The organism is Pseudomonas sp. BF-B-26 (assembly GCF_019956495.1).
In the GTDB taxonomy this organism is placed as follows: domain Bacteria; phylum Pseudomonadota; class Gammaproteobacteria; order Pseudomonadales; family Pseudomonadaceae; genus Aquipseudomonas.
Genome location: NZ_JAHBDP010000127.1, coordinates 1 through 21,789, shown reverse-complemented (window position 1 = coordinate 21,789; position 21,789 = coordinate 1). Strand labels below are relative to the sequence as shown.

22 protein-coding genes, 4 tRNA genes, 1 pseudogene and 1 riboswitch are annotated in these 21,789 nt (G+C 57.4%); of the genes and pseudogenes, 19 read left to right on the top strand and 8 right to left on the bottom strand.

Translation table 11 applies throughout. The annotated features are described in order from the left end of the window. Positions 1-142 precede the first annotated feature (142 nt). The 6 genes from aruF (at position 143) to astE (ending at position 6,582) form a co-directional block, all read left to right on the top strand. On the top strand, positions 143-1,162 hold the full coding sequence (gene aruF / locus KGB03_RS28345) for an arginine/ornithine succinyltransferase subunit alpha (RefSeq protein WP_074879219.1): 1,020 nt from the start codon (positions 143-145) through the stop codon (positions 1,160-1,162). Positions 1,163-1,249: 87 nt separating this feature from the next. Continuing rightward, positions 1,250-2,275, top strand: coding sequence for an arginine N-succinyltransferase (gene astA, locus KGB03_RS28340; protein ID WP_111451535.1), 1,026 nt, complete (start codon positions 1,250-1,252; stop codon positions 2,273-2,275). After that, a complete protein-coding gene (gene astD / locus KGB03_RS28335; RefSeq protein ID WP_218538812.1) occupies positions 2,272-3,741 on the top strand; it encodes a succinylglutamate-semialdehyde dehydrogenase in 1,470 nt (489 codons plus the stop codon). The genes astA and astD overlap by 4 nt, the downstream gene beginning before the upstream one ends. A 163-nt stretch (positions 3,742-3,904) precedes the next feature. Next, positions 3,905-5,251, top strand: a complete 1,347-nt coding sequence (astB, locus tag KGB03_RS28330; protein ID WP_033056736.1) for an N-succinylarginine dihydrolase — start codon at positions 3,905-3,907, stop codon at positions 5,249-5,251. 20 nt (positions 5,252-5,271) lie between these two features. Next, a complete protein-coding gene (locus KGB03_RS28325; protein WP_192411127.1) occupies positions 5,272-5,559 on the top strand; it encodes a topoisomerase II in 288 nt (95 codons plus the stop codon). A gap of 12 nt (positions 5,560-5,571) precedes the next feature. After that, entirely contained in the window at positions 5,572-6,582 is a 1,011-nt protein-coding gene (astE, locus tag KGB03_RS28320) for a succinylglutamate desuccinylase (RefSeq protein ID WP_218538761.1), read from the top strand. Between the two features lie 162 nt (positions 6,583-6,744). Here astE and KGB03_RS28315 read toward each other — a convergent pair whose 3' ends face one another. After that, positions 6,745-7,254, bottom strand: a complete 510-nt coding sequence (locus tag KGB03_RS28315; RefSeq protein ID WP_007943897.1) for a 6,7-dimethyl-8-ribityllumazine synthase — start codon at positions 7,252-7,254, stop codon at positions 6,745-6,747. Positions 7,255-7,368: 114 nt separating this feature from the next. Further along, positions 7,369-7,539, bottom strand: a riboswitch (FMN riboswitch). 196 nt (positions 7,540-7,735) lie between these two features. Between KGB03_RS28315 and ltaE the strand changes: the two genes are divergently transcribed. From ltaE to KGB03_RS28280, 7 genes are all read left to right on the top strand, one after another. Then, positions 7,736-8,740 carry a low-specificity L-threonine aldolase gene (ltaE, locus tag KGB03_RS28310; RefSeq protein WP_192411128.1) on the top strand — a complete coding sequence of 335 codons (1,005 nt, stop codon included), beginning with the start codon at positions 7,736-7,738 and terminating at the stop codon, positions 8,738-8,740. Between the two features lie 146 nt (positions 8,741-8,886). Next, complete coding sequence (gene alaS / locus KGB03_RS28305) at positions 8,887-11,511, top strand: alanine--tRNA ligase (protein WP_218538759.1); 2,625 nt, start codon at positions 8,887-8,889, stop codon at positions 11,509-11,511. A gap of 91 nt (positions 11,512-11,602) precedes the next feature. Next, positions 11,603-12,844 (top strand): aspartate kinase, encoded by a 1,242-nt coding sequence (locus tag KGB03_RS28300; RefSeq protein ID WP_008154299.1) that lies wholly within the window; start codon positions 11,603-11,605, stop codon positions 12,842-12,844. 187 nt (positions 12,845-13,031) lie between these two features. Next, positions 13,032-13,220 carry a carbon storage regulator CsrA gene (gene csrA / locus KGB03_RS28295; protein WP_002554426.1) on the top strand — a complete coding sequence of 63 codons (189 nt, stop codon included), beginning with the start codon at positions 13,032-13,034 and terminating at the stop codon, positions 13,218-13,220. A 62-nt stretch (positions 13,221-13,282) separates the two neighbouring features. Beyond that, positions 13,283-13,373: transfer RNA gene (locus KGB03_RS28290), tRNA-Ser, on the top strand. A gap of 107 nt (positions 13,374-13,480) precedes the next feature. Continuing rightward, positions 13,481-13,557 (top strand) — tRNA-Arg (locus KGB03_RS28285). Positions 13,558-13,628: 71 nt separating this feature from the next. Next, positions 13,629-13,705: transfer RNA gene (locus tag KGB03_RS28280), tRNA-Arg, on the top strand. Positions 13,706-13,724: 19 nt separating this feature from the next. Here KGB03_RS28280 and KGB03_RS28275 read toward each other — a convergent pair. Continuing rightward, entirely contained in the window at positions 13,725-14,243 is a 519-nt protein-coding gene (locus tag KGB03_RS28275; protein ID WP_218538758.1) for a cell envelope protein SmpA, read from the bottom strand. A gap of 319 nt (positions 14,244-14,562) precedes the next feature. Between KGB03_RS28275 and mgtE the strand changes: the two genes are divergently transcribed. Then, a complete protein-coding gene (gene mgtE, locus KGB03_RS28270) occupies positions 14,563-16,005 on the top strand; it encodes a magnesium transporter (protein ID WP_008154295.1) in 1,443 nt (480 codons plus the stop codon). A 105-nt stretch (positions 16,006-16,110) separates the two neighbouring features. Here mgtE and KGB03_RS28265 read toward each other — a convergent pair whose 3' ends face one another. Continuing rightward, positions 16,111-16,437, bottom strand: a complete 327-nt coding sequence (locus KGB03_RS28265; protein WP_008154293.1) for an Arc family DNA-binding protein — start codon at positions 16,435-16,437, stop codon at positions 16,111-16,113. Between the two features lie 110 nt (positions 16,438-16,547). Between KGB03_RS28265 and KGB03_RS28260 the strand changes: the two genes are divergently transcribed. After that, complete coding sequence (locus tag KGB03_RS28260) at positions 16,548-16,703, top strand: hypothetical protein (RefSeq protein WP_165934052.1); 156 nt, start codon at positions 16,548-16,550, stop codon at positions 16,701-16,703. 120 nt (positions 16,704-16,823) lie between these two features. Further along, positions 16,824-17,396 (top strand): phosphonate metabolism protein/1,5-bisphosphokinase (PRPP-forming) PhnN, encoded by a 573-nt coding sequence (gene phnN, locus KGB03_RS28255; RefSeq protein ID WP_223530528.1) that lies wholly within the window; start codon positions 16,824-16,826, stop codon positions 17,394-17,396. On the opposite strand, the gene KGB03_RS28250 is transcribed toward phnN, so the two are convergent. Beyond that, complete coding sequence (locus KGB03_RS28250; protein WP_111451542.1) at positions 17,371-17,550, bottom strand: PA3371 family protein; 180 nt, start codon at positions 17,548-17,550, stop codon at positions 17,371-17,373. The genes phnN and KGB03_RS28250 overlap by 26 nt on opposite strands. 23 nt (positions 17,551-17,573) lie before the next feature. Further along, positions 17,574-17,807, bottom strand: a complete 234-nt coding sequence (locus KGB03_RS28245) for a hypothetical protein (RefSeq protein ID WP_111451543.1) — start codon at positions 17,805-17,807, stop codon at positions 17,574-17,576. 292 nt (positions 17,808-18,099) lie between these two features. Between KGB03_RS28245 and KGB03_RS28240 the strand changes: the two genes are divergently transcribed. Both KGB03_RS28240 and KGB03_RS28235 read left to right on the top strand, forming a co-directional pair. After that, positions 18,100-18,176: transfer RNA gene (locus tag KGB03_RS28240), tRNA-Arg, on the top strand. 159 nt (positions 18,177-18,335) lie between these two features. Next, the gene (locus tag KGB03_RS28235) at positions 18,336-19,082 is read left to right on the top strand and encodes a hypothetical protein (protein WP_223530521.1); all 747 of its coding nucleotides are present in this window, start codon (positions 18,336-18,338) and stop codon (positions 19,080-19,082) included. On the opposite strand, the gene KGB03_RS28230 is transcribed toward KGB03_RS28235, so the two are convergent. After that, positions 19,054-19,677, bottom strand: coding sequence for a recombinase family protein (locus KGB03_RS28230; protein WP_223530519.1), 624 nt, complete (start codon positions 19,675-19,677; stop codon positions 19,054-19,056). The two genes, KGB03_RS28235 and KGB03_RS28230, sit on opposite strands and share 29 nt — an antisense overlap. Before the next feature lie 192 nt (positions 19,678-19,869). Here KGB03_RS28230 and KGB03_RS28225 point away from each other — a divergent pair, with 192 nt between their 5' ends. Further along, on the top strand, positions 19,870-21,075 hold the full coding sequence (locus tag KGB03_RS28225) for a hypothetical protein (RefSeq protein WP_223530517.1): 1,206 nt from the start codon (positions 19,870-19,872) through the stop codon (positions 21,073-21,075). An 80-nt stretch (positions 21,076-21,155) separates the two neighbouring features. Here the strand turns inward: KGB03_RS28225 and KGB03_RS28220 are convergent, their stop codons facing one another. Then, the gene (locus KGB03_RS28220; protein ID WP_223530514.1) at positions 21,156-21,509 is read right to left on the bottom strand and encodes a hypothetical protein; all 354 of its coding nucleotides are present in this window, start codon (positions 21,507-21,509) and stop codon (positions 21,156-21,158) included. A gap of 40 nt (positions 21,510-21,549) precedes the next feature. Beyond that, a pseudogene (locus KGB03_RS28215) lies at positions 21,550-21,789 on the bottom strand (tail assembly protein); the annotation flags it as partial.

Genomic DNA, 21,789 nt, shown 5'->3' with positions numbered 1-21,789 from the left:
CGCGAAAGCGGTGGGTCAGACAGCAACGATGTTGACTGATGCACCGCTTTCGCGAGCAAGCCCGCTCCCACACTGATCTCTGTGTCTGCAATGACTTCCCGGTTATTTTCCTCATAGAGTTTTTCGAGAAAGGAGTGACACCATGCTGGTGATGCGCCCCGCGCAAATGGCTGATCTGGGCGAGGTACAGCGTCTGGCTGCGGACAGCCCGATTGGTGTCACTTCCTTGCCGGATGACGTTGAACGCCTGAGCGACAAGATCGCGGCAAGCGAAGCTTCGTTCGCCGCCGAAGTCAGCTTCAATGGTGAAGAGAGCTATTTCTTCGTCCTTGAAGACACCGCCACCGGCAAACTGGTGGGCTGCTCGGCCATCGTTGCGTCGGCCGGCTATTCCGAGCCGTTCTACAGCTTCCGTAATGAAACCTTTGTGCACGCCTCCCGCGAGCTGAAGATTCATAACAAGATCCACGTGCTCTCCCAGTGCCACGACCTGACCGGCAACAGCTTGCTGACCAGTTTCTACGTGCTGCCGGAACTGGTCGGTTCGGCCTGGTCGGAACTCAACTCTCGGGGGCGCTTGCTGTTCGTCGCCAGCCATCCTGAGCGCTTCGCCGATTCCGTGGTGACCGAGATTGTCGGTTATAGCGATGAAAATGGCGATTCGCCGTTCTGGGATGCCATCGGTCGCAACTTCTTCGACCTCAACTACGCCGAAGCAGAGCGTCTGTGCGGTCTGAAGAGCCGGACGTTCCTGGCCGAGTTGATGCCGCATTATCCGATCTATGTGCCGCTGCTGCCGGACTCCGCTCAAGAGGCGATGGGGCAGGTGCACCCTCGGGCGCAGATCACCTTCGACATCCTGATGCGCGAAGGCTTCGAGACCGATCACTACATCGACATTTTCGACGGCGGGCCGACCCTGCACGCCCGTGTCTCGGGGATCCGTTCGATCGCCCAGAGCCGGGTCGTCCCGGTGAAAATCGGCGAGCCGGTCAAAGGCGTCGGTCGTCAGTATCTGGTGGCTAACGCCCAGTTGCAGGATTACCGCGCCGTTTTGCTTGAGCTCGATTACGCGCCGGGCAAACCCGTGACCCTGGATCTTGAAGCAGCCGAAGCCTTGGGCGTCGGTGAAGGTGCCAGCGTGCGCCTGGTGGCGGTTTAACGCCTGCTGCTATGCCTATAAAGAGTGAATGCTTAGTAAAGCAGCGAGTTTCACGGGTGGCGCAAGCGGCCCGTTTGAGGAGATAGCATGATCGTTCGTCCCGTACGCAGCAGCGATTTACCCGCTCTGATCGACCTGGCCCGCAGCACCGGCACCGGCCTGACCACCTTGCCGGCCAATGAAGAGCGTCTGGCCCATCGGGTCGGCTGGGCCGAGAAGACCTTCCGCGGCGAAGCCGGGCGGGGCGATGCGGACTACCTGTTCGTGCTCGAAGATGATGACGGCCGCGTGGTCGGAATTTCCGCCATTGCTGGCGCCGTCGGCCTGCGTGAGCCTTGGTACAACTTCCGGGTTGGCCTGACGGTCAGCGCTTCGCAAGAGTTGAACATCTACCGCGAAATTCCGACGCTGTTCCTGGCCAACGACCTGACCGGTAACTCCGAGCTGTGCTCGCTGTTCCTGCACGCCGACTACCGCACGGGCCTCAACGGTCGCATGCTGGCCAAGGCGCGGATGCTGTTCATCGCCGAGTTCCCGCAGTTGTTCGGCAACAAGATCATCGCCGAGATGCGCGGCATGTCCGACGAAGCGGGGCGTTCGCCGTTCTGGGAAAGCCTGGGGCGTCACTTCTTCAAGATGGAATTCAGCCAGGCTGACTACCTGACTGGCGTGGGCAACAAGGCGTTCATCGCCGAACTGATGCCGAAATTCCCGCTGTACACCTGCTTCCTGTCGGAAGATGCGCGCAACGTGATCGGCCAGGTTCATCCGGACACCGAGCCGGCGTTGGCCATGCTCAAAAGTGAAGGCTTCAGCTATCAGGGCTACGTCGACATCTTCGACGCCGGTCCAGCGGTGGAGTGCGAAACCGGCAAGATCCGCGCAGTACGCGACAGCCAGGCGCTGGTGCTGGCCATCGGCACGCCGGGTGACGACGCCACACCGTTCCTGATTCATAACCGCAAGCGCGAAGACTGCCGGATCACTGCTGCTCCTGCACGTCTCGCCGCGGGTACGCTGGTGGTTGATCCGTTGACCGCCAAACGTCTTCAACTCAACGCCGGCGATCAAGTGCGCGCCGTTCCGTTGTCCGCTGCCAGGGAGTCGAAATAATGAATTCGCTATACATCGCAGGTGAATGGCTGGCCGGCCAGGGTGAAGCTTTTCAATCGCTGAACCCGGTGACCCAACAAGTGCTGTGGGCCGGCGAAGGCGCTACCGCTGCTCAGGTTGAATCGGCCGTACAAGCCGCGCGCCAGGCATTCCCGAGCTGGGCCCGACGTACCCTGGAAGAGCGCATCACCGTGCTGGAGGCCTTTGCCGCCGCGCTGAAGAACAATGCTGACGAACTGGCTCGCACCATCGGTGAGGAAACCGGCAAGCCTTTGTGGGAAGCGGCGACCGAAGTCACCAGCATGGTCAACAAGATTGCGATCTCGGTGCAGAGCTACCGCGAACGTACCGGCGAGAAGAGCGGCCCGCTGGGCGACGCCACCGCCGTGCTGCGCCACAAGCCACATGGTGTGGTTGCGGTGTTCGGGCCTTACAACTTCCCGGGTCACCTGCCGAACGGTCACATCGTGCCGGCGCTGCTGGCCGGTAATAGCGTGCTGTTCAAACCCAGCGAGCTGACGCCGAAAGTCGCCGAACTGACGGTCAAGTGCTGGATCGAAGCCGGTCTGCCGGCAGGCGTGTTGAACCTGCTGCAAGGCGCTCGCGAAACCGGTATCGCCCTGGCGGCGAACCCGGGCATCGATGGCTTGTTCTTCACCGGCTCCAGCCGCACCGGCAATCACCTGCATCAACAGTTTGCCGGTCGTCCGGACAAGATCCTCGCGCTGGAAATGGGCGGTAACAACCCGCTGGTCGTTGATCAGGTCGCAGACCTCGATGCGGCCGTTTACACCATCATTCAGTCGGCGTTCATTTCCGCCGGTCAGCGTTGCACCTGCGCCCGCCGCTTGCTGGTGCCGCAGGGCGCCTGGGGCGACACACTGCTGGCGCGTCTGGTGGCGGTCAGCCGTACGATTGAAGTCGGCGCGTTTGATCAGCAACCGGCACCGTTCATGGGCTCGGTGATTTCCCTCGGCGCTGCGAAAGCACTGATGGATGCCCAGGAGCATCTGCTGGGAAATGGCGCAGTCGCGCTGCTGGAAATGACTCAGCCACAAGCTCAAGCTGCCTTGCTGACCCCTGGCATTCTGGACGTAACGGCAGTGGCTGATCGCCCTGACGAAGAGCTGTTCGGCCCGCTGCTGCAAGTGATCCGCTACGCTGATTTTGAGGCGGCGATCGCTGAAGCCAACGACACCGACTATGGCTTGGCGGCCGGTCTGCTGTCGGATTCCGAAGCACGTTATCAGCAGTTCTGGCTGGAAAGCCGTGCGGGCATCGTCAACTGGAACAAACAGCTGACCGGTGCTGCGAGCAGCGCGCCATTCGGCGGTGTAGGCGCCTCGGGCAACCACCGCGCCAGCGCCTACTACGCGGCAGATTACTGCGCGTACCCGGTTGCTTCGCTGGAAACGCCGAGTCTGGTGATGCCTGCGACCCTTACGCCCGGCGTGAAAATGACGTGATGCCCCATCGCCAGCAGGCTGGCTCCCACAGTGATTGGGTCGCACACAAAATGTGTGAACACCCACCGAACCTGTGGGAGCCAGCCTGCTGGCGATGGCCGCGCCGCGGTCTTACTGAATAGTTACTGAAGCCATAACAACAGATTCTCGTGGAGCCTCGCTGATGAAATCCTATGAAGTCAATTTTGACGGTCTAGTGGGGCCGACCCATAACTACGGCGGTTTGTCCTACGGCAACGTCGCGTCCCAGAGCAACAGCCAGCAGTCTTCGAACCCGAAGGAAGCCGCGCTGCAAGGCCTGGCGAAAATGAAATCGCTGATGGAAATGGGCTTTCAACAGGGCGTGCTGGCACCACAGGAGCGCCCGGACGTGGCCGCCCTGCGTCGTTTGGGTTTCAGCGGCACCGACGCTCAGGTGATCGAGCAGGCGGCTAAAGATGCGATGCCGTTGCTGGTCGCCAGTTGCTCGGCGTCGAGCATGTGGGTGGCCAACGCCGCCACCGTCAGCCCGAGTGCCGACACCGCGGATGGCCGTGTGCATTTCACCGCGGCCAACCTGAACTGCAAATATCACCGCAGCATCGAACACCCGACCACCAGTCGCGTGCTGGGGGCGATGTTCGCTGACCAGAAACACTTCGCTCACCACGCTGCATTGCCAGCCGTGGCGCAGTTCGGGGACGAAGGCGCAGCCAACCACACCCGTTTCTGCCGTGAATATGGCGAAGCAGGCGTCGAGTTCTTCGTGTTCGGTCGCAGCGCGTTCGACACCCGTTACCCGGCACCGCAGAAATACCCGGCCCGCCAGACCCTCGAAGCCTCCCAGGCGGTTGCCCGCCTGCACGGCTTGAGCGATGACGGCGTGGTCTACGCCCAGCAGAACCCTTCGGTGATCGATCAGGGCGTGTTCCACAACGATGTGATCGCGGTGGGTAACGGCGAAGTGTTGTTCTATCACGAGGACGCGTTCCTCGACACCGAGCAGATGCTGGCCGAATTGCAGAGCAAACTCGCCAAAGTCGGTGGGAAATTTCAGTCGATCTGCGTACCGCGTTCTGCGGTCACCGTGGAAGACGCCGTTCGCTCCTACCTGTTCAATAGCCAACTGCTGTCGCGTCCTGACGGCTCGATGCTGTTGATCGTGCCGGAAGAATGCCGTGGCAACGAGCGTGTCTGGCAGTACCTGCAAGGTTTGACCAGCTCCGGCGGCCTGATCCGCGAAGTGAAAGTGTTCGATTTGAAGCAGAGCATGCAGAACGGCGGCGGCCCGGCTTGCCTGCGACTGCGCGTCGCGCTCAACGAAACCGAACTGGCGGCCGTCAACCCAGGGGTTATCATGACGGCACCGTTGTACGGCACCCTGACCGAATGGGTCGACAAGCACTACCGCGACCGCATGACCGAAAACGATCTTGCGGACCCGCAATTGCTGCTTGAGTGCCGGACGGCACTGGATGAACTGACGCAAATCCTTAAACTGGGCGCGGTTTATCCATTCCAGATCAATTGAACGTCGAGAGCGTAAAAAACATGAGCGATACCTTGCAGCTGATCCTTGAAGACACCGACGGCACGCAACTGGAAACTTCCTGCACCCGCGTCGCGGTCATGTGGCAAGGCAAAGAGCTGTGGATTCAGCATGACGGCCGCGGCCAATTGCTGATCGGCGTGGACGTCGAAGAAGGTGACGCTGAATACGCAAACCTGCTGCTGCGCCCATTGGCGACTAATCTGGTAAGTCTGCAACTGGAAATGGAACCGGCTGAAGTCGGTGACGAAGACCACGTGCACGGCCCGGATTGCCAGCACGACCACTAAGGAAACCGCTCTATGCTCGCCCTCGGCAAATTGCTTGAACTGACCCTCGCCGGCCGCGAACCGGCGGAGAAGACTCAACTGACTGTCGAAGGCGTGCGCATGCGCTGGTTGAGCGAAGGTGCGCTGGAAGTCCGGCCACCTGAAGCTCGCGACAATGGCCTGGACCTGCTGCTATCGGCCGGCATCCATGGCAATGAAACAGCACCGATCGAGTTGCTCGATCGCCTGTTGCATGACATCGCCCGCGGCGACTTGAAACCGCGTACACGTATTCTGTTCCTGTTCGGCAACCCGGAAGCGATTCGCAAAGGCGAGCGCTTCATCGAGCAGGACGTCAATCGGCTGTTCAACGGCCGTCACGAACAAAGCAGCGGCTCCGAAGCCCTGCGCGCGTGTGAACTGGAGCGGCTGGCGGCGAGTTTCTTCAGCCTGCCGGATCGCAACCGTCTGCACTATGACCTGCACACCGCGATTCGTGGCTCGAAAATCGAGCAGTTCGCGCTGTATCCCTGGAAGGAAGGCCGACAGCATTCCCGCCTGGAACTGGCGCGTTTGCGTGCTGCCGGCATGGAAGCGGTGCTGCTGCAAAACAAGCCGTCCATCGTTTTCAGCTCCTACACTTACGACAAACTCGGTGCCGAGTCTTTTACCCTTGAACTGGGCAAGGCGCGGCCATTCGGCCAGAACGATGGGGTCAACGTCGATCTGCTGGAAACTCGCCTCAAACAGATTATCGAAGGCAGCGAGCCAGCCCAGACCGAAGAAGCGCTGGACGGTTTGCAGCTGTTTAGCGTGGCGCGAGAAATCATCAAGCACAGCGATAGCTTCCGCTTGAACCTGCCAGCGGACATCGAGAACTTTTCGGAGTTGGAAGTGGGTTACCTGCTGGCCGAAGACATCGCCCAGACCCGGTGGATCATTGAGGAGGAGGGTGCCCGGATCATCTTCCCGAACCCCAGGGTCAAGAACGGCCTGCGCGCCGGCATCCTGATTGTGCCGACCACCGACGAAAACCTCGCCTGAATTCAACGCATAACAAATGTGGGAGCGGGCTTGCTCGCGAAAGCGGCTTAACAGTCGACGGCTATGTTGACTGATACACTGCCTTCGCGAGCAAGTCGGACCGCCGCTCCCACAGTTGATTTGAGTGAAGTCAAAGACCTCACTCACACCATGATCATCTGACTAGACAGCTACCGCACGTGGCTCGCTACGACGCAGCGCACGCATCTTGTGCAACGTATCCGCGCACGTTTTCGCCGCTTCCTGGCCTTTATGCACAAAGTGCTCGAAGAAGAACTTCTGATGTTCTTCGCCCGCATGGAAGTGGTGCGGGGTCAAAACCACGGAGAACACCGGCACTTCGGTTTCCAGCTGAACTTGCATCAAGCCGCTGATCACCGACTGGGCGACGAATTCGTGGCGATAGATGCCGCCGTCGACTACCAGGCCCGCCGCGACGATGCCGGCATAACGACCGGATTTGGCCAGCAGCTTGGCGTGCAGCGGAATTTCAAAGGCGCCGCCGACTTCGAAGAAATCGATCTCCGATTCCTGATAACCCTGAGCAATCATTTCGGCCACAAAGCCCTTACGGCTCTGATCGACGATTTCTTTGTGCCAGCAGGCCTGGATGAACGCAACGCGCTCGCCCTGATGGTTTTTGCTTTTGCTATCGATTGCGGTGGGTTGCATGTTCTGACTCCTGTTTATGTAAAAAACAGGGCATATGAATCGAATGGGATTTAATGGCACGCAGGCACAAATGCCTGCGGACGGCGCTTTGGTATAGAGCCTAGGCGGCGCCAATCCCGTTCTCTCTTCATCCGGACTATGACCGTCGGCCCCGGGATCACACCGGGTCTGCTGACCTTGCCGCCATCACAGCCATTGCCGTGTCTGTCGCCAAGCGCTCGCGGGCTATGCGCATTGCGCGCAATTACCGCCGGTGGGGAGTTGCACCCCGCCCTGAGAACGTTTTGCCGCCAGATTGTTTGGCGGCGAAGCGTTTTTAACACATATTTCTCACCTGTGCATTGCTGCTATCTGATGATTGCTATCGACTTTTTCGTCGGTTCGAGAAGCCTTTTCGCACCCAAGGGTTGATTATTCGTCGGCATGACCGCAGTAATTCCTACTTGAAAGGGATTTTCCCCTGCTTACCGAGGCCAGATTCATGAGCGTTATCGATCTTCGCAGCGACACCGTCACCCAACCGACCGCAGGGATGCTCGACGCGATGGCCAGCGCGGCCACCGGTGACGACGTTTACGGCGAAGATCCGACGGTCAATCGACTGGAAACCGAGCTTGCGAATCAGTTGGGTTTTGCTGCGGCGCTGTTTGTCCCGACGGGCACCATGAGCAATCTGCTGGGCTTGATGGCCCACTGCGAACGCGGTGACGAGTACATCGTCGGCCAGCAGGCTCACACCTATAAGTACGAAGGTGGTGGTGCGGCCGTGCTCGGTTCGATTCAGCCGCAGCCACTGGAAGTGCAGGCCGACGGATCGCTGGACCTGGCCCACGTGGCGGCCGCGATCAAACCGGACGACTTCCACTTCGCCCGGACTCGCTTGCTGGCGCTGGAAAACACCATGCAGGGCAAGGTTTTGCCACTGGAGTATCTGGCGCGGGCTCGTAGCTTTACTCGCGAACATGGGTTGCAACTGCACCTGGACGGCGCGCGGCTGTACAACGCGGCGGTCAAATTGGGTGTCGATGCCCGGGAAATTACGCAGTATTTCGATTCGGTCTCGGTCTGCCTGTCCAAAGGCCTGGGCGCGCCGATCGGTTCGGTGCTGTGCGGCTCGGTCGAATTGATCGCCAAGGCGCGACGCCTGCGCAAGATGGTCGGCGGTGGCATGCGCCAGGCCGGGATTCTGGCGGCAGCAGGTTTGTACGCGCTGGATAACCATGTTCAGCGTCTGGCTGATGACCACGCCAACGCGCAGTTGCTGGCCGAAGGCTTGCGAGCGGCGGGTTACGAGGTCGAGCCGGTGCAGACCAACATGGTTTACGTGCAGATGGGCGACAAGGCCGAGGCCATCAAGGCGTTTGCCGCCGAACGCGGGATCAAGCTGAGCGCTGCCGGACGTCTGCGCATGGTCACGCACATGGACGTCAGCCGCGCTCAAATCGAGCAGGTCGTCGCGACATTCGTCGAGTTTTCGCGCAACTGATAGCGTTAGCGGTCCAATTGACTGTTTCTATCGTATAAACACGCTGTACCCCGCGCGCAGGGCCGATATAATGCGGCCCTTTGCCGTCGCTTCGTCTGTTGACGTTTCGCACAGGCCTTTGGCCGCAGCCTCCGTGGAAGAACCTAATGAAAAGCGCAGAAATCCGTGAAGCCTTCCTTCGCTTCTTCGAAGAGCAAGGCCACACCCGTGTAGCCTCCAGCTCTTTGATTCCGGGCAACGACCCAACCCTGCTGTTCACTAACGCGGGGATGAACCAGTTCAAGGACTGTTTCCTGGGCCAGGAAAAGCGCGCGTACACCCGCGCGGTCAGCAGCCAGAAATGCGTGCGCGCCGGCGGCAAGCACAACGACCTGGAAAACGTCGGTTATACCGCCCGTCACCACACATTCTTCGAAATGCTGGGTAACTTCAGCTTCGGCGATTACTTCAAGCGCGATGCGATCACCTACGCCTGGAACTTCCTGACGTCCGAACAGTGGCTGAACCTGCCGAAAGAAAAGCTCTGGGTCACCGTCTACGCCAGCGATGACGAGGCCTACGACATCTGGACCAAGGAAATCGGGGTTCCGGCCGAGCGCATGGTTCGTATCGGCGACAACAAAGGCGCGCCGTACGCGTCCGACAACTTCTGGACCATGGGCGATACCGGCCCGTGCGGTCCTTGCACCGAGATTTTCTACGATCACGGCGCTGACATCTGGGGTGGCCCACCGGGCTCGCCGGAAGAAGATGGCGACCGTTACATTGAAATCTGGAACAACGTGTTCATGCAGTTCAACCGCACCGCCGATGGCGTGTTGCACCCGTTGCCAGCGCCGTCGGTCGATACCGGCATGGGCCTGGAGCGGATCAGTGCCGTGCTGCAGCACGTTCACTCGAACTATGAAATCGACCTGTTCCAGAGCCTGCTGAGCGCATCGGCCAAGGCCATCGGTTGCACCAACGACAATCAGGCGTCCCTGAAAGTCGTCGCCGACCACATTCGCTCGTGCGGTTTCCTGATTGCCGACGGCGTGCTGCCGTCCAATGAAGGCCGCGGCTACGTGCTGCGCCGGATCATTCGTCGCGCCTGCCGTCACGGCAACAAGCTGGGCGCCAAGGGCAGCTTCTTCTACCAGATCGTTGCGGCCCTGGTCGCCGAGATGGGCGAAGCCTTCCCAGAGCTGAAATCCCAGCAGGCGCACATCGAGCGTGTACTGAAGGCTGAAGAAGAGCAGTTCGCCAAGACCCTGGAGCAGGGCCTGAAAATCCTCGAGCAGGATCTGGCCGATCTCAAAGGTGACGTGGTGCCGGGCGACGTAGTGTTCAAACTCTACGACACCTACGGTTTCCCGATGGACCTGACTGGCGACATCGCTCGCGAACGCAGCCTGACCATCGACGAAGAAGGCTTCGAGCGCGAAATGGAAGCCCAGCGCGTCCGTGCCCGTTCCGCCAGCTCATTCGGCATGGACTACAACAGCCTGGTCAAGGTTGATGTGGCCACCGAATTCACCGGCTATGAAGCGACTAAAGGTTCGGCGAAAGTCGTTGGCCTCTATAAAGATGGCCAGTCGGTTGACGTACTCAGTGAAGGCGAAGAGGGTGTGGTCGTACTGAACCAGACGCCGTTCTACGCTGAATCCGGCGGTCAGATTGGTGACTGCGGTTACCTTCAGGTCGGCAACGCGCGCTTTGACGTGCGCGACACCACCAAAACCGGTGGCGCCTTCTTGCATCACGGCGTACTGGCCTCGGGCAGCCTGACCATCGGCGCACCGGTAGAAACTCATGTTGATGCCGAAGTACGTCACGCGACTTCGCTGAACCACTCGGCGACTCACTTGTTGCACGCCGCATTGCGTCAGGTGCTGGGCGACCACGTTCAGCAAAAAGGCTCGTTGGTCGACAGTCAGCGCCTGCGCTTTGACTTCAGCCACTTCGAAGCCATCAAGCCTGAGCAGTTGAAGGCGCTGGAAGACATCGTCAACGCCGAGATTCGCAAGAACTCCGAAGTTGAAACCGAAGAAACCGATATCGAAACCGCCAAGCAGAAGGGCGCCATGGCGCTGTTCGGCGAGAAGTACGGCGACAACGTGCGCGTGCTGAGCATGGGCGGTAGTTTCTCCGTCGAGCTGTGCGGTGGTATCCACGCCAACCGGACTGGTGACATCGGCCTGCTGAAAATTATCAGCGAAGGCGGTGTGGCTTCTGGCGTGCGTCGTATCGAAGCGGTCACTGGCGCCGCGGCGCTGGCATACTTGAACGCTGCTGAAGAACAACTCAAGGAAGCGGCCAACCTGGTCAAGGGCAGCCGCGACAACCTGATCGACAAGCTGTCGGCTGTGCTGGAGCGCAACCGTCTGCTGGAGAAGCAACTCGAGCAGCTGCAGGCCAAGGCTGCCAGTGCGGCGGGCGACGATCTGTCGGCTTCTGCCCTGGATGTCAAAGGCGTGAAAGTGCTGGCCGTGCGTCTGGACGGTCAGGACGGCAAGGCGCTGCTGGCGCTGGTCGATCAACTGAAAAACAAACTCGGCCGCGCAGTGATCCTGCTCGGCAGTGTCCATGAGGAAAAGGTCGTTCTGGTTGCAGGCGTAACCAAAGACCTGACTGGCCAACTCAAAGCCGGTGATTTGATGAAGCAAGCCGCTGCGGCAGTGGGCGGGAAGGGCGGTGGTCGTCCAGACATGGCGCAAGGCGGTGGTACTGACGCTGGCGCACTGGATGCGGCATTGGCCCTGACTGTTCCATTTGTAGAGCAGGGTTTATAAGGCAGTGTGTCCGGCCCGCAGTCTAGTGGCGGGCCAGAACGCTGTTTGAGTGATTATTTGGGCGCCCTTCATGGGCAGAGGCGGCTTTGAAATGGCTTTGATCGTACAGAAATTTGGAGGCACCTCGGTCGGCACTGTCGAGAGAATCGAGCAGGTCGCCGACAAGGTTAAGAAATTCCGCGAAGCCGGCGATGACCTGGTGGTCGTGCTGTCTGCAATGAGCGGCGAAACCAACCGTCTGATCGATCTGGCCAAGAAAATCAGTGGCGACGGCCAACCGGTTCCTCGTGAGCTGGACGTGATCGTCTCCACCGGTGAGCAGGTGACGATTGCACTGTTGGCCATGGCGCTGATCAAGCGCGGCGTGCCAGCGGTGTCCTACACCGGCAACCAGGTGCGGATTCTGACGGACAGTGCGCACAATAAAGCGCGTATCTTGCAGATTGATGACCAGAAGATTCGTGGCGACCTGAAGGCTGGTCGTGTGGTCGTTGTCGCCGGTTTCCAGGGCGTCGACGAGCACGGCAACATCACCACCCTCGGTCGTGGCGGTTCCGACACCACCGGCGTGGCGCTGGCGGCAGCCTTGAAGGCTGATGAATGCCAGATCTACACCGATGTCGACGGCGTCTACACCACCGACCCGCGTGTGGTGTCCGTGGCTCAGCGTCTGGACAAGATTACCTTCGAAGAGATGCTGGAAATGGCCAGCCTCGGTTCCAAGGTGTTGCAGATCCGTGCGGTGGAATTCGCCGGCAAGTACAACGTTCCGCTGCGCGTACTGCACAGCTTCAAAGAGGGTCCGGGCACCCTCATTACTATTGATGAAGAGGAAACCATGGAACAGCCGATCATTTCCGGCATCGCTTTCAACCGCGATGAAGCCAAGCTGACCATCCGTGGCGTGCCAGACACCCCGGGTGTTGCATTCAAGATCCTCGGCCCGATCAGTGCCGCGAACATCGAAGTCGACATGATCGTGCAGAACGTTGCGCACGATAACACCACCGACTTCACCTTCACCGTGCATCGCAATGACTTCCAGGCCGCGCAAACCGTGCTGGAAAACACCGCTCGCGAGATCGGTGCCCGTGAAGTCGTTGGCGACATCAAGATTGCCAAGGTGTCGATCGTCGGTGTCGGCATGCGCTCCCACGCAGGCGTGGCCAGTCGCATGTTCGAATCCCTGGCCAAGGAAAGCATCAACATCCAGATGATCTCGACCTCGGAAATAAAAGTCTCCGTAGTGATCGAAGAGAAGTACCTGGAACTGGCTGTGCGCGCTCTGCACACGGCTTTCGAACTGGACGCACCGGCCCGTCAGGGCGAGTGATGCGTTAACCGAAGGGCGCGGTCTGACCGCGCCCTTTTGTTTTTTTGAATGGCGCGACTCGAGGCTGTTCTTTTGCTCGCGCTAGTCAATACTCAGGCATGTAGGGCTGCGATCGTTCAGGTTGTAGGTCGAGTGCCTTTTTTTTGCAGACTGTTGTCCCTGAAATGAAATGCGTGAGGAGAAAGGTATGCTGATTCTGACTCGTCGGTGCGCAGAAAGCCTGATTATTGGTGATGGCGAAATCACCGTGACCGTGCTCGGCGTCAAAGGAAATCAAGTGCGTATCGGTGTCAACGCCCCGAAAGAGGTTGCGGTCCACCGTGAGGAAATTTACCTGCGTATAAAGAAAGAGAAGGACGAAGAACCAAGCCATTAATTTTTATCGTTTTTTATGTTTGCAAACGGGGAAGAAGCTGGTTAATATACGCCCCGTGTTGCGGAGAGCTGGCCGAGTGGCCGAAGGCGCTCCCCTGCTAAGGGAGTACACCTCAAAAGGGTGTCGGGGGTTCGAATCCCCCGTTCTCCGCCATTATTTGCGTAGTACGTTGTAATCTGGCTTCTTCGGTAAGTGTTTGAAATTACTAGAAAAAGTGTTTGACATAGAGATTAGACGGCCTATAATGCGCGGCAACAAATGCACTCGTAGCTCAGCTGGATAGAGTACTCGGCTACGAACCGAGCGGTCACAGGTTCGAATCCTGTCGAGTGCACCATTTAAGAGTCATCTGCAGTAATGTGAATGACTTGGCTTCAACCAGTTGTGATCTGGTATAAAAACACAAATGCACTCGTAGCTCAGCTGGATAGAGTACTCGGCTACGAACCGAGCGGTCACAGGTTCGAATCCTGTCGAGTGCACCAAACACCAAAAAGCCCGCGTTTAACGCGGGCTTTTTGCCGTCTGGGATTTGGCTTTTCCTTTGGTGCATCCTCTCTCATCGAACTCAACGTGTGCGCTACGACCTCGCCGGGTGTCGTAACGGTAACTCGTGGCCGAATTGCGAATACTGATCTTGTCTGGCTTGCCAAGGGCGCTCTCGACGTCCTGCTGACTCATGCCGGCAACAATCCGCTGATTGATGATCGCTTCGCGGCGTTCTTTGGCGCTGATGAGGTTTCCACATTTGTCATCGGTCTTGCCGACGACGGTCGGATCTCTCCTTTTGATTTTCATACCTGATGTTTCGCGATTCTCGGCTTCCGGCATGAGAGCGGTCACGCTGCCCGGGGTGAAGGTGCGGACATCCTGAAGCGAAAGGCTGTCTCCGGCCGTACAGCTCAACGTAGTGAAGGTGATGCGCCCGTTGGCCGCCTCGCAGCGGTGAACGGTCGTGGCAAGCACCCAGGGCGACGGGCAGAGCAGGGTGATCAACAAAAAACAATGTGCATTCGATCGCATCAAACGTCCTCCATGACGGTCCATCTGAAGGGTAGTCGTTACATTTTTCGGTCGTGGTGTGTTTTCTTTTCAGGATGAGTCGTCGCAGTTTGGTGGATCAGGCGGCGCTCAGGTTTGTCTTGCAAGCACTTGTTTCAGCCACGATTTTTTAACGTTTAAAACCGTCGGGCGGTGTATCATTGCGCCCGTCAGCCCCGCCGGGGCTTGTGGAATACCTCCATGGACTTACCCAGTAGTTACTCAGTACCCCGTTTTTCCAATCATGAATTGACTGATTGATCCTTCCGGCGTGCCCCGCTGCTGGGAGTGGAGTTCGCCTATGTCTGAAGTTGAAGTAAAGAAAACGCAGGAAAGCTTGCAGGACCGCCTCGCTCAAGTTGTTGAGCTGCTGCAGCGTCAGCGGGTGGTCGAAGACCTGACTCACCGCCAGGAAGGTCCGCATCACGACCGGGTCGAGAACCTGGTTCACCGGCAAAACCTCGTCGAGTTGCAACGCAAGCTCGATGATCTGCACTCCGCCGACGTCGCCTACATCCTTGAAGCCTTGCCGCTGGACGATCGTCTGACGCTCTGGCAATTGGTCAAGGCCGATCGCGACGGCGACATTCTGCTCGAAGTATCCGATTCGGTTCGTGAAACGCTGATCGCCGACATGGACGATCACGAGCTCCTGGCTGCGGCCAAGGACATGGATGCCGACGAACTTGCTGACCTGGCCTCCGAGCTGCCGCGAGACGTCGTCCACGAACTGATGGAAACCCTCGATGGTCAGCAGCGTGAGCGCGTCCGCTCTGCGTTGTCCTACGACGAGGAGCAGGTCGGTGCGCTGATGGACTTCGAGATGGTGACGATCCGTGAGGATGTCAGTCTCGAAGTGGTTTTGCGTTACCTGCGTCGCCTCAAGGAGTTGCCAAGCCACACGGACAAACTGTTCGTGGTCGATTACGACGGCGTGCTCAAGGGCGTGCTGCCAATCAAGCGTTTGCTGGTCAACGACCCGGAAAAACAGGTTTCTGAAGTCATGGCCAGCGACCCGGTGAGTTTTCACCCGGACGAAGACGCCTATGACGCTGCTCAGGCATTCGAACGTTATGACTTGATCTCGGCGCCTGTAGTCGACAAGAACGGCAAACTGATCGGCCGTCTGACCATCGATGAAATGGTCGACCTGATTCGTGAAGAGAGCGAAAACGAAGTTCTCAACATGGCGGGTCTGCGTGAAGAGGAAGATATTTTTGCGTCAGTCTGGAAATCCCTGCGTAACCGTTGGGCCTGGCTGGCAATTAACCTGATCACCGCATTCATCGCATCCCGGGTGATTGGTCTTTTCGAAGGCTCCATCGAGAAATTGGTGGCGTTGGCGGCACTGATGCCGATCGTGGCGGGTATCGGTGGTAACTCGGGTAACCAGACGATCACCATGATCGTTCGGGCCATGGCGCTGGATCAGGTCAGCACCGGCAACACTTCGCGCCTGATGCGCAAGGAGTTGGCGGTAGGTCTGATCAATGGCCTGGTCTGGGGGGGGGTGATCGGTGTCGTCGCCTATCTGCTGTATGGCAGTTGGTCTCTGGGGGTAGTGATGACTGCTGCCATGACGCTCAACCTGTTGCTGGCGGCATTGGCGGGGGTGTTGATTCCCATGACCCTGGCGCGGCTTGGGCGCGATCCTGCGATGGGCGCCAGTGTGATGATCACCGCTATGACGGACAGTGGCGGGTTCTTCATCTTTCTCGGGTTGGCGACGATCTTCCTGCTCTGACTTATCGATATAAAAAACCCGCCAATCAATCGGCGGGTTTTTTTATGCCCGAATTTCAGGCAAAAAAAAGCCAGCGATTAAGCTGGCTTGAACTTTCGGATGAAATCAGGAAGCGTCTGTGGCCATTTCGGCATCATGCGCAATCAGCGAAACAAGAGCATTCTGCTGACGGTGGGAGAGTTGGCGGAAGCGTTGCAGCAGTTCACGTTCGTGCAATGACAGCTCCGGGCTGTCCAGGCGCATGCTCAATTCTTCGCCCAGCGCGCCTTCCTGAATAAGGCTCTGCTCAAGGCGCGCGATGATTTCGGAGTTCATGCTGCGATGATGATTGCGAGCCACCTCGGCAATGCGTTCACGCATTCCGTCTGGCAGACGTACGACGAACTTGTCAGCCGTACGGCTGGAATAAATTGCCTGTTTCAATGGGCGCATATATTTAACCGGTTAGTTCAGGGGAGCGGTTCTCGGGATTGGCCGCAGGATGTCTGATATGACAAGCGGTCTGGCCAAATGTTCAACCTGAATTGATAGAGGCTCGCATCATGCCTCAAAGTAGCCAGTTCGTTGGCGTCAATTCTGTGACAAATATTGAACTGGATAAAGGCGTTATGCCAGCACCAATTATCAGAAATGCGGACTGGTTTGAAAAGTTTGCCCTGGTCCGTATTGCTGGCCGTTTCCTCTTGCCCGACAGGTGATGTCCTGAGACGCCTGAAGGCGCATGCTGTGCAGATTCGATCAGCGTTCCTTACTTGTACAGGATAGTGGCAATTGGCCGATTTACTAGGGGAAGACGTGCAGTGGGAGGTGATTTCAAGATGGATGGCAGGCTGATTTACTTGATGGGGCCTTCTGGGTCCGGCAAGGACAGCCTCATCGAAGCCGCTCGTGAGCCGTTGCAGACGCTCAATTGTGAAGTGGTGCGTCGGGTCATCACGCGGTCGACCGAATCAGTGGGCGAGGATGCGATCGGCGTTTCCCGGGAAAAGTTCGAGCAACACAGAGTCGAGGGTGATTTCGCGCTGTGCTGGAACGCCAATGGCCTGGATTACGGTATTCCGATCGAAATAGATCAATGGCTCAATGACGGTCGGCACGTCTTGGTCAACGGCTCTCGCGGCCATCTGGCTCAGGCGCTGCACCGGTATCCAACGCTATTGCCGGTTCTCTTGACGGTCAAGGATGAAGTGCTGCGAGAGCGCCTGCTGCGCCGTGGTCGTGAAAGTTTTGCTGAGATTGAAGCGAGGCTGCACCGCAATGGGTTATTCACGGCAGAGGGTTCAATCGGTGACGCGCAGATCCATCGACTCGACAATTCAGGCGAACTGTCCACCACGGTTGCCAATCTGCTGGACCTGTTGAGGATTAACGCAGTACCGGATCGAACTTGATCTTGCGCCCGGCAATCAGCGCCAGCACAAACAGCGCACCGAACACGCCGCTGGCGATCAAAGGCAGGGTGACGACCGTATCCTGGACCACTGACAGATGAAGAACGCCACTCAGTAAGGCGAGGATGAAAAACCCTGCGGCTGATTTGGACATGCGGTGCTCCTGATGGGGGTGATTCAAAATACCAAACGTTCTGAAGACTGAGCCGGCAGCAGAATGCCCTCCTGGCTCACCTCTTGGCTGACAAAGCTGCGCTGATCGCTCATTACCGCCAGTTGAGGTGCTCTTTGCACCTGAAGGTAATGAGGCATGCGTTGAGCAACCGGCTGAACACCGCTCTCGGGGGCAAAATGAAAGCCCAGCAGAATCGCCAGAGCGGTCGCGATCGAGAGTAAAAGGGCGCTGTTCATGAGGCTTGCCTCCGTTGTTCTTCGAGAACAGCTAAAGCAGCCCGCATGCCAAGAGTCTAGCGGTAATTAAATCCTTTAAAAACAATGAATTAAGATATTTTCCCGAAGTGCCTGCATTGCATTTTGCAATGATGGCCTTTTGCGGTGATGCAATTTGCACGGTAAACAAAGCCACGCTCCTGCGAGGCGTCTGCCTACACTTAAAAAGCCCAAAGGACGACATGACAAAAGCAGGCCTGCCCGTTAACATGCACGCCGTCCATCGCACCGCGTTTCTTCGTGGTCGATCTGTGTCTCAGTAGCTCAATTGGATAGAGCATCCCCCTCCTAAGGGGAAGGTTGGCAGTTCGAACCTGCCCTGGGACACCATATAATTCAAGGCCTGCAGCCTAAATTCCCTTTCGCTGGAAATACCGGTGACAGCAGGGTGGCAGCAGCAAGCAAAAAAGAAAGCCCCTCCAAGTGTCTGGCGGGGCTTTTTTTCGTTTATGTCATGTGTAGGGCTTTGTGCCCAGTGAGGACCTGTTTATGGAGCTTAGGGATTACGCAGTCATCGCCGCTGCAGTGGCAGGTATTGCAGGTTTGGTGCTTTCTTCGATAACTCTTCTGATGAAGAGCGGGGAAAATAGTCGCACTATTAGGTCACAGCTCACGGATGTTCTAGCCCGCCTAAATGCCGTAGCAGCTGAATCGAGAAAATACCGGATCGAAACCGCTGGAGAGCGGTTGACCCCTGATCAACGAGGAATGTTTGCCTTCTACAATGACCAAAGGTTATTCCTCGTAGGTCAGGCAAGGTATTTGATAGAACAAATTCCCGACCACGTTTCGCATTCAGAGCTTTCCCTTGTAGCACAGGCACTGGCAACGTTAGGTGATCACGAGCTGGCCTGCCACTACTGGGAAAAAAGCTTTGAGAGATCACCCAGCAACTTCATCAGAGGGCAACATAGCCGAGGGTACGCATCGTATTTGTTCGATCAGGGCTATATCGAGCTGGGACGATACCGGTTTAAGAGCAGCATTTCTTTGATTACAGCTGACAGCGATCAAAGGCGCGTAGATCGAGTAGAAACCTACCTTCGGTGGGCCGCATCCGAAAGATATTCAGATTTTCTCTCCGAAGCTGCAGAGCTAGTTGAGCACGCGAAGGTTGAGCTTTCCCTAGTCAAATCACAGCTCGTCCGAAACCGTTGCTCTCAGAAGATTAGAAACTACGAAGATGACTGGCTTCCGCGGTCGGACCTTAAGAAGCTAGATCAAGCAAATGCTTGATCCGCAATACCGTAGTGGTTGAACAGTCGGCGTGCCTGGAGATAGCGCGTATGCCCAGGCCGGCGACCAACAGCTCACGCACCCGCTTATGCAGATCCTCATCAACCGGTCGGCCTTGGTATTTGCCGGCAGCTTTAGCCTTCTCAATACCCTGCGCTTGACGTTCGCGACGTTGTTGGTAGTCCTTGCGCGCAATGGCGGCCATCATCTCAACCAACATCGAATTGATTGCGCCCAGCATTCGCCCGGTGAACTCGTCACCTTTGGTGTCCTGCATACCCTGGTGACTGGTTGGCAGGTCGAGCGCGACGATCCGCAACCCCTTCGAGTCGATCGCAGCCTTGAGCTTTTGCCAGTCCTCAACAGGAAGGCGTGAGAGGCGGTCTATCGACTCAACCAGCAGCACGTCACCCTTGCGCGCATCCTTGAGTAGGCGCAATAGCTCAGGGCGGTCTGCCGTGGCTCCGCTGGCATTCTCCAGGTACACGCTCGCAATGACCTTGTTGTAGTCGGTGGCAAATTGCTCGAGTGATGCCCGGGCGCGGCTAGCGTCCTGCTCTTCGGTCGATGCTCGGAGGTATGCGCGGATGAACATGATGTGCGTCCCGTATCAGTTAAGGTGTCTCACTAATAATGTTGCACTTTGAGTGTTACTTATCAAGCGGAAAGGGCAAATAAACGCAAATTTGCGCGTATCAGCTTAGGCATACCTCATTATTACGTAGACAGAATGGAGGTGAATCCGTAGCTTCGGATCCATTATTTAAGAACTGGAAATAAGCCAGCAATGACGACGACTGCCTACCAGGAAAATCCTTTAAGAGCATCTGTCCAACGCATTTTAGATATGCGGAATATGCAGGAATTCTCTGCTGCTGCGGTTGCAGCGGAGGAAGGGTACACCTTCGCCCGAGATAAGGTTTTTGCGATCGCTCAGGTTCTGCAAGATCTTTTGGACGTGACTCCTGCTGAGCTCGCAAGTTCAGGTGGGCTGGCGGCGATCAATAGTCATATGCAGGCACCACTGGGAGAGCTTGAAGCTTTTCTTGGTAATGCGAACCCGGGCCACATCGTTAACGCCTCATCGCAGCTAGAGCAAAATGTCATGCCTTATTTCTGGGCATTCACACCACAGCTCCAGATCAGTGCAAAGAGTACTTTTCCCGCCTTACTCAAAGCTCAGGCCGACTTTTCGCAAGGAGTGATTCAGGAGCTGGCTCAGCGACGGGATGAGTTGACTAAAAACCTGAGCGAGGTCATCGAAAAGAGCCAAACTGTTGCGAGGAAACTCGAGGAGGCTACGGAAAGTGCAGCCAGGGAGCGTGCGGAAGCGGCTGCGGCGGTCGCCAAGCTGGAACAGTTATTCACCCAAGCGGAAGGTGCGCGCCAGATAGTCTTTGACGCTGCTGTTGCCGAGCAGCAAAAACAGCATAAGGAGGAACTAGAATCCCAGGCTTACATTGCTTCGAAGACGCTTAGTGATATCAACAGCTTCCGTGATGACGCCGCACGTATTGTGCAAGTGGTCGGCAATATCGGGGTAACCGGCAATTACCAGCGAATTGCAAACACTGAGGGCGAAAGTGCAAACTTCTGGCGATGGGTGACGGTGGCAATTTTTGGAACAGGCATTGGGATCGCAATGGCCACATTCTACAAATTCTGGCATGAGCCATTTTCGCAAGATACTGCGATTTCGGTTCTCATTCGCTTGTTCTACGCCATCGTTATAACCTCGCCCGCCATCTACACCGCGCGCGAATCTGCTCGACACCGCACAAATGCCGATAGAGCCAGGCAGACAGAGCTTGAGCTCGCGTCGATTGGGCCGTTTATTGAGCTACTACCTGAAGACAGTAAGGTCGCGATTCGAACCGGGCTCACATCCAGCTATTTCGGTAGAGCGACTGAGGCTCATACGGTGAGCAGCCCGCTTGACCCCGAGCATTTCAAAAATCTTGTCGAGATATTGAAAGCGGTAAAGCCAAAGTGAACTGGTGAGTCGTCAAACGCCACAGTGTATAGGTTTCAACACGCTGTGGCATTTTCGACACGGTGGACAGGTGGCGCCTCCTAGAGACAAGTCTTGGCACTCGCGGCGCGGCGATCTGATATCCAGCTCATACTGCTGCTGGAAAAAAACTCAATTTTTGTTCGGCCATTGCTACCGGTCACGTCGACCATCTCCCGATAGTTCGCGCTCACCACTGATTCGCCGCCGCCCTGCTTTGGCTGAAGACTCACGTCGTAGTGAACGCCGGCCAGCGACTCGTTTTGCCAGGCGTACAGGATGCACTCCGCAACCTGCTTCTCGGATTTTGAAGAAGTAAAGGTCTTCAACGGCCCTTCCGCCCTCATCTCCTGCGGTGAGGTGGTACATCCGCCCAGTGCCAACACGATCGCGCCGACTGCGATAATCCTTTGCATTTTCTTCTCCTGGAAATGGGCGAATGTATCATCGGATGGGCTACATCTGGTCTTCTGCGTAGATCCCAGCGCTGATGATTGCGCCACCCCACCGACGTTTGCCGATGCAGAGCGGGACCGGATTGCCGCTAGCGGTAGTGTTTCGTGCTGATCCGAATGCGTACGACGGCGTGTTTTCAGGTGCGCCGCTTTGCCGAAGGCCTCCCTGCTGAGGACTGAGCATCTGTATAACGCCGCCAATGGCCATGGAGGCGCCCGCCGCTCCCACAGCCCCCCAAGC

Excerpts from the sequence above, each read along its gene's own strand:
- aruF (WP_074879219.1), top strand. The coding sequence starts at position 143 with ATGCTGGTGATGCGCCCCGCGCAAATGGCTGATCTGGGCGAGGTACAG.
- astA (WP_111451535.1), top strand. The coding sequence starts at position 1,250 with ATGATCGTTCGTCCCGTACGCAGCAGCGATTTACCCGCTCTGATCGAC.
- astB (WP_033056736.1), top strand. The coding sequence starts at position 3,905 with ATGAAATCCTATGAAGTCAATTTTGACGGTCTAGTGGGGCCGACCCAT.
- KGB03_RS28325 (WP_192411127.1), top strand. The coding sequence starts at position 5,272 with ATGAGCGATACCTTGCAGCTGATCCTTGAAGACACCGACGGCACGCAA.
- astE (WP_218538761.1), top strand. The coding sequence starts at position 5,572 with ATGCTCGCCCTCGGCAAATTGCTTGAACTGACCCTCGCCGGCCGCGAA.
- KGB03_RS28315 (WP_007943897.1), bottom strand. The coding sequence starts at position 7,254 with ATGCAACCCACCGCAATCGATAGCAAAAGCAAAAACCATCAGGGCGAG.
- ltaE (WP_192411128.1), top strand. The coding sequence starts at position 7,736 with ATGAGCGTTATCGATCTTCGCAGCGACACCGTCACCCAACCGACCGCA.
- alaS (WP_218538759.1), top strand. The coding sequence starts at position 8,887 with ATGAAAAGCGCAGAAATCCGTGAAGCCTTCCTTCGCTTCTTCGAAGAG.
- KGB03_RS28300 (WP_008154299.1), top strand. The coding sequence starts at position 11,603 with ATGGCTTTGATCGTACAGAAATTTGGAGGCACCTCGGTCGGCACTGTC.
- csrA (WP_002554426.1), top strand. The coding sequence starts at position 13,032 with ATGCTGATTCTGACTCGTCGGTGCGCAGAAAGCCTGATTATTGGTGAT.
- KGB03_RS28275 (WP_218538758.1), bottom strand. The coding sequence starts at position 14,243 with ATGCGATCGAATGCACATTGTTTTTTGTTGATCACCCTGCTCTGCCCG.
- mgtE (WP_008154295.1), top strand. The coding sequence starts at position 14,563 with ATGTCTGAAGTTGAAGTAAAGAAAACGCAGGAAAGCTTGCAGGACCGC.
- KGB03_RS28265 (WP_008154293.1), bottom strand. The coding sequence starts at position 16,437 with ATGCGCCCATTGAAACAGGCAATTTATTCCAGCCGTACGGCTGACAAG.
- KGB03_RS28260 (WP_165934052.1), top strand. The coding sequence starts at position 16,548 with ATGCCTCAAAGTAGCCAGTTCGTTGGCGTCAATTCTGTGACAAATATT.
- phnN (WP_223530528.1), top strand. The coding sequence starts at position 16,824 with ATGGATGGCAGGCTGATTTACTTGATGGGGCCTTCTGGGTCCGGCAAG.
- KGB03_RS28250 (WP_111451542.1), bottom strand. The coding sequence starts at position 17,550 with ATGTCCAAATCAGCCGCAGGGTTTTTCATCCTCGCCTTACTGAGTGGC.
- KGB03_RS28245 (WP_111451543.1), bottom strand. The coding sequence starts at position 17,807 with ATGAACAGCGCCCTTTTACTCTCGATCGCGACCGCTCTGGCGATTCTG.
- KGB03_RS28235 (WP_223530521.1), top strand. The coding sequence starts at position 18,336 with ATGGAGCTTAGGGATTACGCAGTCATCGCCGCTGCAGTGGCAGGTATT.
- KGB03_RS28230 (WP_223530519.1), bottom strand. The coding sequence starts at position 19,677 with ATGTTCATCCGCGCATACCTCCGAGCATCGACCGAAGAGCAGGACGCT.
- KGB03_RS28225 (WP_223530517.1), top strand. The coding sequence starts at position 19,870 with ATGACGACGACTGCCTACCAGGAAAATCCTTTAAGAGCATCTGTCCAA.
- KGB03_RS28220 (WP_223530514.1), bottom strand. The coding sequence starts at position 21,509 with ATGCAAAGGATTATCGCAGTCGGCGCGATCGTGTTGGCACTGGGCGGA.